Origin of the sequence: Isoptericola halotolerans (genome assembly GCF_013149785.1) — a bacterium.
Taxonomy (GTDB): Bacteria; Actinomycetota; Actinomycetes; order Actinomycetales; family Cellulomonadaceae; genus Isoptericola; species Isoptericola halotolerans.
This window is the reverse complement of record NZ_JABEZU010000004.1, coordinates 208946-223711: the sequence shown is the minus strand read 5'-3', so window position 1 is coordinate 223711 and position 14766 is coordinate 208946. Positions and strand designations below refer to the sequence as shown.

The window sequence follows — 14766 nt, the reverse complement described above, 5'->3', positions numbered from 1 at the left end:
CCCGTCGCTGTGTGCTCGTCACCGCGGTCAGGCCGCGGTGGTGACCTCGATGCGCTGCGGCGTCGTGCCGGCGAAGACGCCGGTGACCGTCACCGCGAGCACGCCGGCGTCGTAGGCCGCGGTCACGGACTCGCCGTCGACCGCCTTCGGGAGCGGGACGACGCGTCGGAACTCGCCGAGGCGGACCTCGGAGTAGCGGCGGCCCTCCGCGTCCTCGTCGCGGTGGTCCCGGCGCTCGCCGCGCACGACGAGCCGACGGCCCTCGAGCTCGACGGTGACGTCCTCGGCCGGGTCGATGCCCGGCAGGTCGAAGCGGGCGACGAGGTCCTCGCCCTGGCGGTAGACGTCGGCCGGGGCAGCCTGGCGCTCGGCGGGTGCGAGCGGCAGACGGCGTGCGTCCCGGATCCGGACGTCGGCGAACGCGGGACGGGTCAGGGTGGCGATCATGGTTCCTCCTCGGGGTGGGTGCTGCTGAGGGGCATAACTTGAGTCGTGCCGACTCAATTTCCGAGTTCGCCGACGGCGGACGACGGGCGCCGCGCCGTCGCGAGCGTCCCTGTTCGTCAGGAATCGGCCGGGGAATCCTGACGAACAGAGACGCTCGTGCGGCAGCTCCCGCCCGTCCTGGGCAAGATGGCCGGATGAGCGCTCTCACAGCCGACGAGCTGACCGCGATCTACACCGACCTGCACGCCCATCCGGAGCTCGCCTTCGCCGAGCACCGCACCGCGGAGATCGTCGCCGACCGGCTGCGGGCGTCCGGCTTCACGGTCCACGAGGGGATCGGCGGCACCGGCGTCGTCGGCGTCCTGGCCAACGGTGAGGGCCCGACCGTGCTGCTCCGGGCGGACATGGACGGCCTGCCGGTCGCCGAGCGCACCGGCCTGCCCTACGCGTCGACGGACACCGCGACCACGGCCGACGGAGAGTCGCCCACGATGCACGCCTGCGGCCACGACGTGCACGTCACCTGCCTCCTCGGTGCCGCCGCCGACCTCGCCGGACGTCGCGCCGAGTGGGCCGGCACGCTGCAGGTGCTCTTCCAGCCGGCCGAAGAGGCCGGTGCCGGCGCGCGAGCCATGGTCGACGACGGCCTCTACGAGCGCGTCGGCACCCCCGACGTCGTGCTCGGCCAGCACGTGATGCCGTTGCCCGTGGGCACCGTGAACCTCACACCGGGCACCGCGATGGCCGCCGCCGACTCGCTGCGGATCGTCCTGCACGGCAGTGGCGGGCACGGGTCCAGCCCGGAGGGGACCGTCGACCCGGTGCTCATGGCCGCTGCCACGATCCAGCGCCTGCAGGGCATCGTGTCGCGCGAGATCGGTGCGCGCGAGGCGGCGGTCGTCACCGTCGGCTCCGTCCGTGCCGGGACGCAGGCGAACATCATCCCGGACCGTGCCGAGCTGCTGGTCAACGTGCGCACCTTCGACGAGCGCGTCCGGGACAGGGTCCTCGCCGCGATCCGCCGGATCGTCGACGCCGAGGCGGCGGCGTCCGGCGCGCCGCACCCGCCGGAGGTCGAGTCGATCTCGGGGTTCGGCGCCATGGTCAACGACCCGGACGCCTCGGCCCGCACCCGGGCCGTCCTGGAGCGCCTGGTGGAGGACCGACGCGCGACGATCGAGGCCGCCGGTGGGCGTCCCGTCGTCATCGAGCTGCCGCCGGTGGCCGGCTCGGAGGACGTCGGCGAGCTGGCGACGGCTGCGGGGGTGCCGCTGGTCTACTGGAACCTGGGCGGGTTCGACGCCGCGCTGTTCGAGGGGTTCGACGCCGCCGGCGCGAGCATGGGCAACCTGCCCGAGGGGGTGGCGCCGAACCACTCACCGTTCTTCGCGCCGGTGCCCGAGCCCACGCTCGAGCTCGGCGCCGACCTGCTGGTCGCCGCGGCCCGGGAGTGGCTCGCCTGAGCGGGCGCGCGCTCCGGGGCGCGGGGCGCGGCGGATACCCTTCGACTGTGCTTCGGTCCGGACAACAGCCCCCTGTGCTCAGTGACGTCGCAGAGCGGGCAGGTGTCAGCGTCTCGACCGTCTCGCGCGTCCTGACCGGGCGCACCCCCGTCAGCCAGAAGCTGCGCGACCGGGTGGAGAGCGCCGTGGCGGAGCTCGGGTACCGCCCGAACGCTGCGGCGCAGACGTTGGTCAGCGGGCGGCGCTCCACCGTGGCGGTGCTGGCGCGCAACACCCTGCGCTACGGCTACGCCGCCACGCTGCAGGGCATCGAGGAGGCGGCGCGCGCCGAGGGCTTCGTGGTGACGATCGGCGTCATCGAGTCCGAGGACCCGGGAGCGATGAAGAGCGCGATCGACCTGGTGCTCTCGCAGCCGTTGGCGGGCGCGATCGTGGTCGAGTTCGACACCCTGGGCATCGCGACGCTCGACGCGCTCCCCGCGTCCCTGCCGGTGGTGGCGGCCGCGGGTGCGCGGCGCCGGGCCGGGTCGCGGCCGCACGCGTTCCTGGACGACGAGGCCGGCGGACGGGAGGCGACGCAGTACCTGCTGTCGCTCGGGCACCGCACGGTGCACCACGTCGCGATCCCGGCGACCCGGGAGCGCGCCGGGCGCAGCTGGGGCTGGCGGTCCGCGATGAACGACGCGGGCGTGCCGCTGCCGCCGATGATCCAGGCGAGCTACGACCCCGACTCGGGGTACGAGGCGGGCCGTGAGCTCGCGAAGGACCCGTCGGTCACGGCCGTGCTGTGCGGCAACGACGAGCTGGCGATCGGCGTCGTGCGTGCGCTGGCCGAGGCGGGCCGGGGCGTGCCCGGTGACGTGAGCGTGGTGGGCTTCGACGACCAGCCGTTCGCACGGATGTGGATGCCGGCGTTGACCACCGTCGCGCAGGACTTCCCGGAGCTGGGCCGGCGGACCTTCGGGCTGCTGTCGCAGTGGCTCGGCACGGGGACGAAGCCCCGCAGCTCCTCGGCGAAGCCGCGGCTGGTGGTGCGGGACAGCACCGCCCCGCCTCGCGCCTGACGTCCCGGCCGGTCCCGGGCCCTGGCCTGTCTGCCTGATCTACCTGTCGCCCTGACCTGCCCGTACGGCCCCGTCCTGCCGCAGCGCCGGCACCTCGTGGCCTCCCGTGAGCGGCGGCTTCCTGCACGCGTTCTGACCAACGTTTGCAGAATCGGCTCCCGCCCGTCTACTCTCTGACCAACGTTTGCAGAACCCGCGGAGCGGCGGGGACGACAAGGGAGTTGGCGCGAGTGTCGAGCATGCCGATGGCGCAGGACGGCGTTGCCGCCGCAGGACGTGGATGGCCCACCAGGGTGCGGCTGGCTGCCGCAGGGGCGGCCGTGGTGCTCTCCCTCCCGCCCGACCGGTTGCCCACGGTGCTGCACTGGGGCGCCGACCCGGGACCGCTCGACGACGCCGCGCTCGCCGAGCTGGAGCACGCCGCCCGGCCGCCGCTGGCGACGAACGGCGTCGACGAACCCGCCCCTGTCGCCCTGCTGCCCGAGCCCTGGACCGGCTGGACCGGCAGCCCCGGCCTCGAGGGCCATCGTTCCGGCCGCGACTGGTCGCCGAGGTTCACGCCCGTCGACGTCGTCGTCGATCGGCGCGACGCGGGCGGGACCGTCACCGTCACCGCCGACGACGCCGAGACCGCGCTGCGCCTGGTGCTCGAGACCGAGCTCCTCGCCTCCGGCCTGCTGCGGCTGCGGGCGCACCTGACCAACCGGGGGAGCACGCCCTACGCGGTCGACGCGCTGCGCCTGGCGCTGCCGGTGCCGACCTCGGCCGACGAGCTGCTCGACCTCGCCGGCCGCTGGGCCAAGGAGCGGGTACCGCAGCGGCGAGACTTCACCGTCGGCACCCACCTGCGCGAAGGGCGGCACGGGCGGACCGGGGCCGACGCCGCCACCCTGCTCGTGGCCGGCCGGCCCGGTTTCGACTTCGGCCACGGCGAGGTGTGGGGGATGCACGTCGCGTTCAGCGGCAACCACCACGTCGCCGCGGAGCGGACCTTCGGCGGCGAGCGCCTGCTCCTCGGCGGAGAGCTGCTGCTGCCCGGCGAGATCGAGCTGGATCCCGGCGAGACGTACTCCTCGCCACGTCTCTACGCGGGCCACGGCGACGGCCTGGACGGGCTCGCCGCCCGGTTCCACGGGCACCTGCGCGCACGGCCGGGTCACCCGCGCTCCCCGCGTCCGGTCGTCATGAACGTGTGGGAGGCCGTCTACTTCGACCACGACCTGGACCGGCTCAAGGAGCTCGCCGACCACGCCGCCGACGTCGGCGTCGAACGGTTCGTGCTCGACGACGGGTGGTTCGGCTCGCGCCGCGACGACACCGCCGGTCTGGGTGACTGGCACGTCTCGGAGGAGATGTGGGGTGCCGGGCGTCTCAAGGAGCTGGTCGAGCACGTCAAGGGGCTCGGCATGGAGTTCGGCCTGTGGTTCGAGCCCGAGATGGTCAACCTCGACTCCGAGCTCGCGAGGGCGCACCCGGAGTGGCTCCTCCAGGTGCCCGGCCGGCTGCCCGTCGAGGCCCGCCACCAGCAGGTGCTCGACCTCACCCACCCCGGCGCGTTCGACCACGTGCTCACCAGCGTGCTGGCCGTCGTCGAGGACCTGGGCGTCGACTTCGTCAAGTGGGACCACAACCGCGACCTCGTGGACGCCGGCTCGACCCGCACCGGACGGGCCGGCGTCCACGCCCAGACCCTGGCGGCCTACGCGCTGCTGGACCGGGTGCGCGCCGCACGCCCGGCGCTCGAGATCGAGTCGTGCTCCTCCGGGGGCGCCCGCGTCGACCTCGAGATCCTCGAGCGCACCGACCGGGTGTGGGCCTCGGACTGCATCGACGCGCACGAGCGCCAGGAGATCCAGCGCTGGACCGCCCAGCTGCTCCCGCCCGAGCTGGTCGGCAGTCACGTCGGTGCCGAGCGCGCCCACACCACCGGCCGCCGGCTGGACCTGTCGTTCCGCGCCGCGACGGCGCTGTTCGGCCACCTGGGCATCGAGTGGGACCTCGCGGAGGCGGGCGAGCACGAGCGGGCCGAGCTGCGCGCCTGGGTCGAGTACTACCAGCAGGTGCGTGACCTGCTGCACACCGGGACGACGGTCCGGCGCCACCTGGAGGGCGGCGACCTGTGGCTCCACGGGGCGGTCCGCCCGGACCGGTCCGAGGCCCTGTACTGCGTCACCGTCCTGGAGCGGCACGTCACCTGGCCGCCCGGCCGGGTGCTGCTGCCCGGCCTCGACCCGGCGCGCACCTACCGGGTCGAGGCGGCCGGCCCGGGGGCGACGTCGCAGCGCGACCCCCGGGTCTACCCGGCCTGGTGGCAGCACGGGCTGCGGCTCACCGGGGCGACGCTCGGCAGCGTCGGGGTCCAGGTGCCGGCGCTGGACCCGGACCGCTCCGCGCTGATCCACGTGGAGGAGGACCGGTGAGCGCCGCCCCCGCAGCGACCGGGCGGGCCCGCCCGTCCCCGGGCACGCGGCGTCGGCGCCTCCAGGGCCTGGGAGACCTGCCGGCCGCCCTGGTCTTCATCCTGCCCGCGACCGTCGGGTTCGTCGCCTTCCTGCTGTGGCCGACCCTACGAGGCATCTGGCTCAGCCTCACCGACTCCACCGCGTTCCAACCGGGAGGGTTCGTCGGTCTGGCGAACTACGAGCGCATGGTCGCCGACCCGGTGTTCTGGAACGCGTTCCGCGTGACGATCTGGTACGTCGTGCTCAACATCGGCGTCCAGACCGTCCTGGCGGTCCTGGTGGCCGTCCTGATGCACCGCCTGACCCGGTCGATGATCGTGCGCGGCATCATCCTGACGCCCTACCTGGTCTCGAACGTCGTCGCGGCGATGCTCTTCCTGATGCTGCTCGACTACCAGCTCGGGTTCGTCAACGAGGTCGTCGAAGGGCTCGGGTGGGACCGGGTCATGTTCTTCGGCGACCAGTCCCTGGTCATCCCGACGATCGCCATGGTCAACGTGTGGCGGCACCTCGGCTACACCGCGCTGCTGGTCTTCGCCGGCCTGCAGACCATCCCCGCCAACCTGTACGAGGCCGGTCGCGTCGACGGCGCGTCCGAGCTGCGGATGTTCCGGGAGATCACGATGCCGCTGCTGCGGCCCTACCTCGGGCTCGTCCTCATCGTCACGATGATCGGCTCGTTCCAGGTGTTCGACACCGTCTCCGTCACCACCCAGGGCGGCCCCGCGAACGCGTCGAACGTCGTCCAGTACTACATCTACGAGGTCGCGTTCAGCCGCGGCTACGACTTCGGCTACGCCTCGGCGATGTCCGTGGCGCTCATGGTCGTCCTCGCGACGATCTCCATCGTCCAGTTCCGGGCCACCCGGGCCAACCAGAACGACATGGCGTGAGGCACCGATGACCACCACCGCACCAGCGCCCGCACCGCCCGGCACCGGCACCGTGACGCCGGCGAGCGCCCCCCGACGACGACGTCGCCTCCGCCGTCCCGGCCTCGGCAGGGTCCTCGGCTGGGTCGTGCTCGTCCTGGTCATGCTCGCGACGTTGTTCCCCTTCTACTGGATGCTGCGCACGGCGCTGTCGACCAACGCGGCGCTGCCCGGCGGGGCGGCCGACCCGCTGCCGGTCGGGTTCAGCACGGAGGGGTTCCGCCGGGCGCTCGGCCTGGCGACGCCGGCGGAGTCCCTGGCCGACGGCGGCTCGGGCGCCTCGCTCGACTTCCCGCGGTACCTGCTGAACTCCGTCGTGGTGGCGACGCTCGTCACCGCCGGGCAGATCTTCTTCTCCGCGATGGCCGCCTACGCGTTCGCGCGGCTGCGCTGGCCGGGACGCGACGTCGTCTACAGCGTGTTCCTCGCCGGGCTCATGGTGCCGGTGATCTTCACCCTGCTGCCGAACTTCCTGCTGATCCGCGACCTCGGCCTGCTCGACACCCTGGCCGGCATCGCGCTGCCCACCACGATCATGACGCCCTTCGCGGTGTTCTTCCTGCGGCAGTTCTTCGCGGGGATCAGCGTGGAGGTCGAGGAAGCCGCGAAGCTCGACGGCGCCGGCCGGTTCCGCACCTTCTTCACGATCATCCTGCCCATGGCGTCCCCGGCGGTGGCCACCCTGGCGATCCTCACGTACATGACCGCCTGGAACGACTACCTGTGGCCGCTGCTGGTCAGCCAGTCCGAGGACTCGCGCGTCCTCACCCTGGCGCTCGGCATCTTCCGCGCCCAGGCGCCGCAGTCCGCCCCCGACTGGGCCGGCCTCATGGCGGCGACGCTGCTCGCCGCGCTCCCGATGCTCCTGCTCTTCGGGCTCTTCGCCCGGCGCATCGTCAACTCGATCGGCTTCACCGGGATCAAGTGACCCCGGTGCCCGCACCACCATCTCCGCACCATCGACGCGGATGTCTGCGAAAGGGAACGACCATGCGAAAGACCGCACACCTCGCCGTGGCAGGATCCTTGGTCCTGGCGCTCGGCGCCTGCTCCGGCGGCGACGGCGCCGCCGGGGACGAGGCCTCCGGCGAGATCACCTACTGGCTCTGGGACTCCAACCAGCTGCCCGCCTACCAGGCGTGCGCCGAGGACTTCGCCGAGACCGGGGACGTCTCGGTCAAGATCGAGCAGTTCGCCTGGGACGACTACTGGACCAAGCTCACCGCCTCGTTCGTCGGCGGGTCCGGCCCCGACGTCTTCGTCGACCACCTGTCCAAGTACGGCGAGTTCGCCGCCCAGGGGCAGGTCGTCGCGCTGGACGAGATGATCCAGGCCGACGCGTTCGACACCGGTGTCTACGCCGACGGCCTCCTCGAGCCCTGGCAGTACGTGGACGGCTCCACCTACGGGCTGCCCAAGGACTGGGACACCACCGCCTTCTTCTACAACACCGAGATGCTGGCCGACGCCGGGCTCACTGCCGAGGACCTCTGGACGGCCGACTGGAACCCCCAGGACGGCGGGACGTTCGAGGACGTCGTGGCACGTCTCACCGTCGACACCAACGGGGTGCGCGGTGACGAGGAGGGCTTCGACGCCTCCAGCGTCGCGGTGTACGGGATGGGCATCAACCCGAACTTCGAGGAGACCGGGCAGATGCAGTGGGCCAACTTCACCGGCTCCCTCGACTGGGACTACCTCGACAGCAACCCGTGGGGCACGCAGTACCGGTTCGACGACCCGCAGCTCCAGGAGGCGATCGACTGGTTCTACGGCCTGGCCGACAAGGGCTATGCGCCCTCCGCCGGCGTCTTCTCCGACGAGACCCCGACGCAGCTCGGCTCCGGCAAGGTCGCCATGGGCACGAACGGCTCCTGGGCCACCGGCTCGTTCATGGAGCTGGACGGCGTCGACGTCGGCATCGCACCCGGGCCCGTCGGCCCGACCGGCGAGCGCGCCTCGATCTTCAACGGGGTCGCCGACTCCATCAGCGCCTCCTCCTCGAAGCAGGCGGCCGCCTGGGAGTGGGTGAAGTACCTCGGCTCCAGCGAGTGCCAGGACGTCGTCGCGGAGCACGCCGTCGTCTTCCCGGCGATCCCCGGGTCTGCCGAGAACGCCCTGGCCGCGTTCGACGAGAAGGGCTGGGACGTCTCCGCGTTCTTCAGCTACGAGGAGGAGGGCCGGACCTTCCTGGCCCCCATCACCCTGCACTCCGGCGAGGTCAACGCCATCGCCTCGGTGGCGCTGGAGGACATCTACCTCGGCAACACCGACGCCTCGTCGCTCACCGCCGCGAACGACTCGATCAACGCCCTGCTCGAGGACTGACACCGACCGTCCCACCGCCAGCAGATCCCTGACTCACGAAGGAGTGACGATGCAGGACCACAGCAGCACGGCACACAGCAGCCACCGACAGGGCAGCCATCGACAGGGCCCGACGCCGCCCTGGCGGCGCGCCGCTGCGGGCGCGACCGCCGCGATGATGGTAGCCACGGGTCTCGTGGCCATCACCTCAGGATCAGCGACCGCCGCCGACGTCGAGGTGCTCGGCGTCGACCTGTCGACCTCGACGGGTGCCGTCCAGGGGGGTGCGTCCGGCATGCTCTACGGGCTGGGCGACGACGGCGCCCCGACGGACGCGATCATCGCCGGCGCCCGCCCCACGAACGTCACGCAGAAGGCGCCGTACGGCGAGCAGCACCCCAACGGCGACCCACTGGAGGTGGAGCGCTCGTTCTTCGAGAACGGCGGGGAGTACCTGATGGTCAACATCCAGGACTACTACCCGGACTGGCCCTACAACGGTGGGCAGCGTCCCGAGGACTTCGAGAGCTACCTCGAGATCGTGCGCACCGTGGTCACCCACATCGTCGAGGAGTCGGAGTATCCGGAGGGGTACGTCTTCACGCCGTTCAACGAACCGGACGGCATCAACTGGTACGGCAACTGGTCGGAGATGCGCGACCACTTCCTCGAGGACTGGGTCGCGGCCTACCGGACGATCAAGGAGATCTACCCGGAGGCGCGCATCGCCGGGCCCGGTGACGCCTGGTGGCACGGGGGCAGCACACGAGAGATCCTCCAGCACGGCAAGGAGACCGACACGCTGCCGGACATCTGGACCTGGCACGAGCTGGGTGTGGACAACCTCGCGACCTTCCGGTCCCACCTGGCGGAGTTCCGCCAGATCGAGCAGGAGGTCGGGGTCGGACCGCTGCCGGTCAACATCACCGAGTACGCGATGCGCCGGGACATGTCGGTGCCCGGTCAGCTCGTGCAGTGGATCTCGATGTTCGAGGACGAGAAGGTCGACGCGCAGACGGCCTACTGGACGTTCGCGGGGAACCTGAACGACAACATGGCCAGGACCAACGAGGCCAACGGCGCGTGGTGGCTGCTCAAGTGGTACGCCGACCTCACCGGCGACACCGTCGAGGTCACCCCGCCCGCGCTGGACGCCGTCGACACGCTCCAGGCGACGGCCACCCTCGACACCGAGCGCCGGCAGGCGACGGTGCTGCTCGGCGGAGGCAGCAAGGACGTCCGGGTGGACATCAGCGGGCTCGACGAGGAGGTCTTCGGCGCCGTGGTGGACGTCCAGGTGCGCGAGGCCGAGTGGTCGGGCCAGGAGGGTGCTGCCCTGAACCCGCCGGTGGTCGCCACCGAGCGCGTCGAGGTGCAGGACGGCACGATCCAGGTGGCCGTCCCCCACGACGACCGCCACTCGGCCTTCCAGGTGGTCGTCACTCCGCCGCTGGCCGAGCAGCCCGAGCCCGCCACGGCGTGGCGCGCCACCATCGAGGCGGAGGACACCACGCTCCAGGGCGTCCAGGTCGACCACCAGCCGGCCGACGACGCCTGGACGTTCGCCGCGTCGCGCCAGCACGACGTGAGCGGCCTGTCCTCCGCGAGCTCGTCCCTGACCTGGGACGTCGACGTGCCCACCACGGGCACCTACCGGCTGCGCGCGGTGGTCGGCACGACCACGGCGGGTCGCAACGCGCTGTTCGTGGACGGCGAGCACGCCGCGACCGTCCAGCACGAGGCCGGGTTCAACGCCCGCTACCGCGGCGCCTCCGAGGTGCTGCTCGACCTGGAGGAGGGCACGCGGGAGCTGTCGTGGCGCACCAGCATCGACGGGACCACGACCCTGCCCGGATCGAACGTGACCGTCGACAGGTTCGAGCTGACCCGGGTCGACGGCCCGGACACCGGGGTCTACCCCGCGCACCTGGCCCGGCTGGACGGCGGGTCGGTGCTGTTCGGCGAGCCGGCCGGGCAGGCCGACGCCGGTGACGTGCGCCTGGACGAGGGCGACGCGGCCACCTTCTACGTCGCCGTCCGGGAGACCGGCTACCACGACCTCACCGTGGGCTACGCGTCGTCGCAGGCCACCGACCTCTCGCTGGAGGTGAACCGCAGAGCGGTCGACGGCCTGGCGGCGACGGGCGCAGGGCGCTGGAGCTCCACGGCTCGCGTCCACCTGGCACAGGGCATCAGCGAGGTCACGGTGCGGGCGCAGGGCGCGGTCGACCTCACCTCCGTGACCACGGTCCGCGCCACGGACGCCGACACCGCGGTGGTCACGGTCGAGGCCGAGGAGGCGCTGGAGCTGCAGGGCGGTGCGCGGGTCGACGAGGTCGCCGAGCCGACGAACGTCTCCGGCGAGGTGGTCGGCTGGCTCGGCGGCGGCCCGGACAGCCGTGCCGTCTGGCAGCGTCCGGACGACGTGCCGACCGGCGCGTACAACTTCGTGGCCCGCTACGCCAACGCCGAGGTCAACACCGGGCACCCGTACAACACGGACGTGGTCACCCGGTTCCTCGACATCGGCGAGGAGGGGGGCGGCACCACCCGGGGTGCCTACCGCCACAACTACTCGTGGCAGGGGTTCTGGACGCACACCGTCCCGCTCGACCTCGTGACGGACGACGGCGCCCTCACGCTCGGCAACGCCACCGGGTGGGCCCCGAACCTCGACCAGCTCACGCTGGCACCGCTGGTGCTGTCCGTCACCAACGACGGCGCCGACGGCGGCACGGAGGCGCCGACGGTGGAGGTCAAGGACGGTGCCCGGTACACCGTCGGCGAGGACGGCACGTACCGCAAGGTGTCGTTCGCGCTGCACAGCAGCGAGGGGCTGGACCGGTTCTCGCTCAACGGGACCGTCCACGACCTGGCAGGCGTGACCGACCACGACCTCGACGTCGTGGTGCCGGGCCGGTTCGGTGCGCAGCGGGGGCAGAACGTCCTCGAGGTGCTCGACGTCGCGGGGAACGTGACGGTCGTCGAGTTCACCATCGGGCCCAAGGCGAAGCCCTAGGGCCGACGACCGACGGCCCCCGGCTCGTGGATGCGCTCCACGGGCCAGGGGCCGTCGGTCTGCGCCGAGCCGGGCGCCCGGGTCGGGACGCTACTCGCTCGCGTCCTCCGTCTGCCCGCGCAGCGCGTTGATCTGCTCCTGCAGCTCGGTGAGGGCTGCGGCGACCTCGGGGGTCGTGTCGGCGTGCTCGATCACGTGGTGGAGCTCGGCAGAGGCTGCCTCGAGCGCGACCTGGGCGTCAGCGAGCGCCACGACCGCGCTGTCCGAGGAGTCGGCGGCCTTGTCGAGCGCGGTGAGCGCCTCGTCGGTGGCGGCCTGTGCTGAGTCGACGGCGTGCGTGACGTCCTCCCCGAGTCCGGAGGTGAGCTCGGAGGTCTGGTCCGCGAGCTGCTGAAGGTCGGCGTCGAGGCTCTCGGCCTGGACCTGGGCATCGGCGATGTGCCGCTCGACGTCGTCGGGCACGGAGCAGGCGCCGAGGGTGAGGGTCACGGCGAGCAGACCTGCCGCGGCGGCGCGGCCCGGTGCTCGACCGGTGGAGGTGCTGGTCGTCATCGACGTCATGGGCCCTATCCTGCCTGGGGCGTCGTGCTTTGTGTGTGGTCGCCACCACAGAGTTGGTGGAGATCTTGCGCACACTCACGTCACACGGAAGCGCAGCCGTGCCCCGGGGGGAACCTGGCCGAGCCGCCACAGGTCCCTCGACGACACCGCGGCGACGACGGGGTAGCCCCCGGTGAGCGGGTGGTCGGTCAGGAGCAGGACGGGCTGCCCGTCGGGCGGGACCTGCAGCGCTCCGGTGACGCACCCCTCGCTCGGCAGCTCGGCGTGCTGCGCGGCGGGCTCGCGCTCCAGCGGGACGGCGCCGGCCAGGCGCAGCCCGATGCGGTCGGACCGTGGCGTGACCTCCCAGACCTGGGAGGTGAGCACCTGCCGTGCTGCGGGGGTGAACCAGTCGTCGCGCGGGCCGAGCGTGGCCCGCAGGGTCACCGTCTCGCCCGGGGCGGGCAGCTCCTGCGGGTCGGGCCCTCCGACGTCGTCGACCGCCACGGCCGACGACGCCGCCCCGGCGGCGGGGAGGAACGTGCCGCGGTGCGCGGGGTCCGGTCCGAGGACGGCGAGCACGTCGGTGGCGCGCGACCCCAGCACCGGGGGGACGTCGAGGCCCCCGCGCAGCGCCACGTAGGACCGCAGGCCGCGCGGCGGCATCCCGACGGTCAGTTCGTCGCCGTCGGCCAGGGGGAACGGTCGGCCGCGTGCCGGCTCACGGACGGTGCCGGCGCCGGTCGTCACCAGCAGGGGGCCGGTTGCGCCCGTCACGGCGACGACGCACGGCCCGTGCGCGCGGAGCCGCAGCCCGCCGAGCGTCTCCAGGCAGGCGGCCTCGGCCGCGTTCCCGACGGCTCGTGCGGCGGCGCGCAGGCTGCGCGGGTCGGCGGCACCGGAGGCCGTGACGCCGAGGTCGCCGTGCCCGGGGCGGCCGAGGTCCTGGACGAGGGTCTGCAGCCCCGGGTCCACCACCTCCAGCCCGCTCCGCTCGGCACGTCCGGCTCCGTTCGGCACCTCGAGCTGCCGAGCGGAGCCGGACGTGCCGACCGCGCGGGCGCCTCGCACCGACTCCCGCACCGCCACGAAACGGACGTGGTCGCCGGGGACCCACAGGGACGGCGGGTCGCGCCGGACGTCCCAGGCAGCGACGTCGGTGCGGCCGACCAGCTGCCACCCGCCGGGGCTCGCGCGCGGGTAGACGCCGGAGTACTCGCCGGCGAGCGCCACCGACCCCGTGGGGACACGCGTGCGCGGGGACGGGCGCCGCGGCACGACGAGACCCGGGTCGTCCCCCACCAGGTACCCGAAACCGGGGGCGAACCCCATGAAGCCGACGGTCCAGCCCGCGGCGGCGTGCCGGCGCACCACCTCGGCGCGGCTCCACCCGAGGTGGGCGGCGACGTCGTCGAGATCCGCGCCGTCGTAGGTCGTCGGGACCTCCACGAGCCGCCCGGGGTCGTCGGCGCCGGCCGACGGCGCCGCGGCCCGCGCCAGCAGAGCCGCCGCGAGGGTCGACGCCTCGACGACCCCGGTGTCGAAGGGGACCAGCACCGTGCGGGCGCCGGGCACGGTGTGCCCGACGCCGGGGAGCGGGTCCGAGCGCAGGGACCGGTGCAGCTCGGTGGCGGCCGCGAGGTCGGCGACCTCGACCAGCAGGACGTCGTCGCGGGCTCGCCGCACCCGCACCCCGGGGGCGGGTGCGCCGGGTGGTGACCCGTCGCGGGGACTCCCGCTCATGCGGTCTCGACGAACGGTCGCAGCTCCACGCCCTGCGCGGCCAGCACCTCGCGGACCCGCTGCGCCATGGCGACGGCACCCGGGGTGTCCCCGTGCACGCACACGGAGTCCGCCGGCACGCGGACCTCCGTGCCGTCGACCGCCGTGACGGTCCCGGTGGTGACGAGCCGCAGGACACGCGCGGCGACGGCGTCGGCGTCGTCGAGCACGGACCCGGGCTCACCGCGCGGCACGAGCGTCCCGGCCGGGGTGTACGCCCGGTCGGCGAAGGCCTCTGTGGCGGTCGCCAGACCTGCCTCGGCCGCGGCGGACAGCGCGACGCTGCCCGGCAGACCCAGCAGGACGAGCGTCGGGTCCACCCCGGCGACCGCCACGGCCACGTCGCGGGCGACCCGTTCGTCCGTCGCCGCCGCGTGGTAGAGCGCCCCGTGCGGCTTGACGTACCGCACCCGCGCTCCCTCGGCGGTGGCGAAGGCCTGCAGCGCACCGAGCTGGTAGACGACGTCGGCGCGCAGGTCGTCGCTCGGCACGTCCATCGCGCGACGCCCGAAACCCGCGAGGTCCCGGTAGGACACGTGCGCCCCGATCGCCACCCCGCGCCGGGCCGCACCCCGGACGGTCCGCCGCATCGTCGCGGGGTCGCCGGCGTGGAAACCGCAGGCCACGTTGGCGCTGGAGACGACGTCGAGCATGCGGTCGTCGTCCCCCAGCTCCCAGCGGCCGAACCCCTCGCCGAGGTCGCTGTTCAGGTCGATCCGTGGCGCCGACGCGGAGGCAGGGAGCATGGTG

At 73.2% G+C, this 14766-nt stretch carries 11 protein-coding genes; 7 read left to right on the top strand and 4 right to left on the bottom strand.

Going from position 1 to position 14766, the window contains the following annotated elements; genetic code table 11:
- Positions 1–27 precede the first annotated feature (27 nt).
- Positions 28–447, bottom strand: a complete 420-nt coding sequence (locus tag HDG69_RS15700; RefSeq protein ID WP_171784776.1) for an Hsp20/alpha crystallin family protein — start codon at positions 445–447, stop codon at positions 28–30.
- A 194-nt stretch (positions 448–641) separates the two neighbouring features.
- On the opposite strand from HDG69_RS15700, the gene HDG69_RS15695 reads away from it, so the two are divergent.
- The 7 genes from HDG69_RS15695 (at position 642) to HDG69_RS15665 (ending at position 11694) form a co-directional block, all read left to right on the top strand.
- Positions 642–1910, top strand: a complete 1269-nt coding sequence (locus tag HDG69_RS15695) for an amidohydrolase (protein WP_171784775.1) — start codon at positions 642–644, stop codon at positions 1908–1910.
- A gap of 74 nt (positions 1911–1984) precedes the next feature.
- A complete protein-coding gene (locus HDG69_RS15690; protein WP_343036474.1) occupies positions 1985–2974 on the top strand; it encodes a LacI family DNA-binding transcriptional regulator in 990 nt (329 codons plus the stop codon).
- Positions 2975–3213: 239 nt separating this feature from the next.
- Positions 3214–5394, top strand: a complete 2181-nt coding sequence (locus HDG69_RS15685; protein WP_246256727.1) for an alpha-galactosidase — start codon at positions 3214–3216, stop codon at positions 5392–5394.
- The gene (locus tag HDG69_RS15680; RefSeq protein WP_171784773.1) at positions 5391–6329 is read left to right on the top strand and encodes an ABC transporter permease subunit; all 939 of its coding nucleotides are present in this window, start codon (positions 5391–5393) and stop codon (positions 6327–6329) included. The genes HDG69_RS15685 and HDG69_RS15680 overlap by 4 nt, the downstream gene beginning before the upstream one ends.
- Positions 6330–6336: 7 nt before the next feature.
- The gene (locus HDG69_RS15675) at positions 6337–7296 is read left to right on the top strand and encodes a carbohydrate ABC transporter permease (protein WP_171784772.1); all 960 of its coding nucleotides are present in this window, start codon (positions 6337–6339) and stop codon (positions 7294–7296) included.
- A 62-nt stretch (positions 7297–7358) separates the two neighbouring features.
- The gene (locus HDG69_RS15670) at positions 7359–8696 is read left to right on the top strand and encodes an ABC transporter substrate-binding protein (protein WP_171784771.1); all 1338 of its coding nucleotides are present in this window, start codon (positions 7359–7361) and stop codon (positions 8694–8696) included.
- Between the two features lie 49 nt (positions 8697–8745).
- Positions 8746–11694 carry a hypothetical protein gene (locus HDG69_RS15665; protein WP_171784770.1) on the top strand — a complete coding sequence of 983 codons (2949 nt, stop codon included), beginning with the start codon at positions 8746–8748 and terminating at the stop codon, positions 11692–11694.
- Positions 11695–11784: 90 nt separating this feature from the next.
- Here the strand turns inward: HDG69_RS15665 and HDG69_RS15660 are convergent, their stop codons facing one another.
- From HDG69_RS15660 to HDG69_RS15650, 3 genes are all read right to left on the bottom strand, one after another.
- A complete protein-coding gene (locus HDG69_RS15660; protein ID WP_171784769.1) occupies positions 11785–12255 on the bottom strand; it encodes a hypothetical protein in 471 nt (156 codons plus the stop codon).
- A 75-nt stretch (positions 12256–12330) separates the two neighbouring features.
- Positions 12331–13977, bottom strand: coding sequence for a 5-oxoprolinase subunit B/C family protein (locus HDG69_RS15655; RefSeq protein WP_171784768.1), 1647 nt, complete (start codon positions 13975–13977; stop codon positions 12331–12333).
- The gene (locus HDG69_RS15650; RefSeq protein WP_171784767.1) at positions 13974–14762 is read right to left on the bottom strand and encodes a LamB/YcsF family protein; all 789 of its coding nucleotides are present in this window, start codon (positions 14760–14762) and stop codon (positions 13974–13976) included. The genes HDG69_RS15655 and HDG69_RS15650 overlap by 4 nt, the downstream gene beginning before the upstream one ends.
- Positions 14763–14766 lie beyond the last annotated feature (4 nt).

Bases quoted from the DNA above. Each gene is read 5' to 3' on its own strand.
- HDG69_RS15660 (WP_171784769.1), bottom strand. From the start codon at position 12,255: ATGACGTCGATGACGACCAGCACCTCCACCGGTCGAGCACCGGGCCGC.
- HDG69_RS15655 (WP_171784768.1), bottom strand. From the start codon at position 13,977: ATGAGCGGGAGTCCCCGCGACGGGTCACCACCCGGCGCACCCGCCCCC.
- HDG69_RS15650 (WP_171784767.1), bottom strand. From the start codon at position 14,762: ATGCTCCCTGCCTCCGCGTCGGCGCCACGGATCGACCTGAACAGCGAC.
- HDG69_RS15675 (WP_171784772.1), top strand. From the start codon at position 6,337: ATGACCACCACCGCACCAGCGCCCGCACCGCCCGGCACCGGCACCGTG.
- HDG69_RS15695 (WP_171784775.1), top strand. From the start codon at position 642: ATGAGCGCTCTCACAGCCGACGAGCTGACCGCGATCTACACCGACCTG.
- HDG69_RS15670 (WP_171784771.1), top strand. From the start codon at position 7,359: ATGCGAAAGACCGCACACCTCGCCGTGGCAGGATCCTTGGTCCTGGCG.
- HDG69_RS15700 (WP_171784776.1), bottom strand. From the start codon at position 447: ATGATCGCCACCCTGACCCGTCCCGCGTTCGCCGACGTCCGGATCCGG.
- HDG69_RS15665 (WP_171784770.1), top strand. From the start codon at position 8,746: ATGCAGGACCACAGCAGCACGGCACACAGCAGCCACCGACAGGGCAGC.
- HDG69_RS15685 (WP_246256727.1), top strand. From the start codon at position 3,214: ATGCCGATGGCGCAGGACGGCGTTGCCGCCGCAGGACGTGGATGGCCC.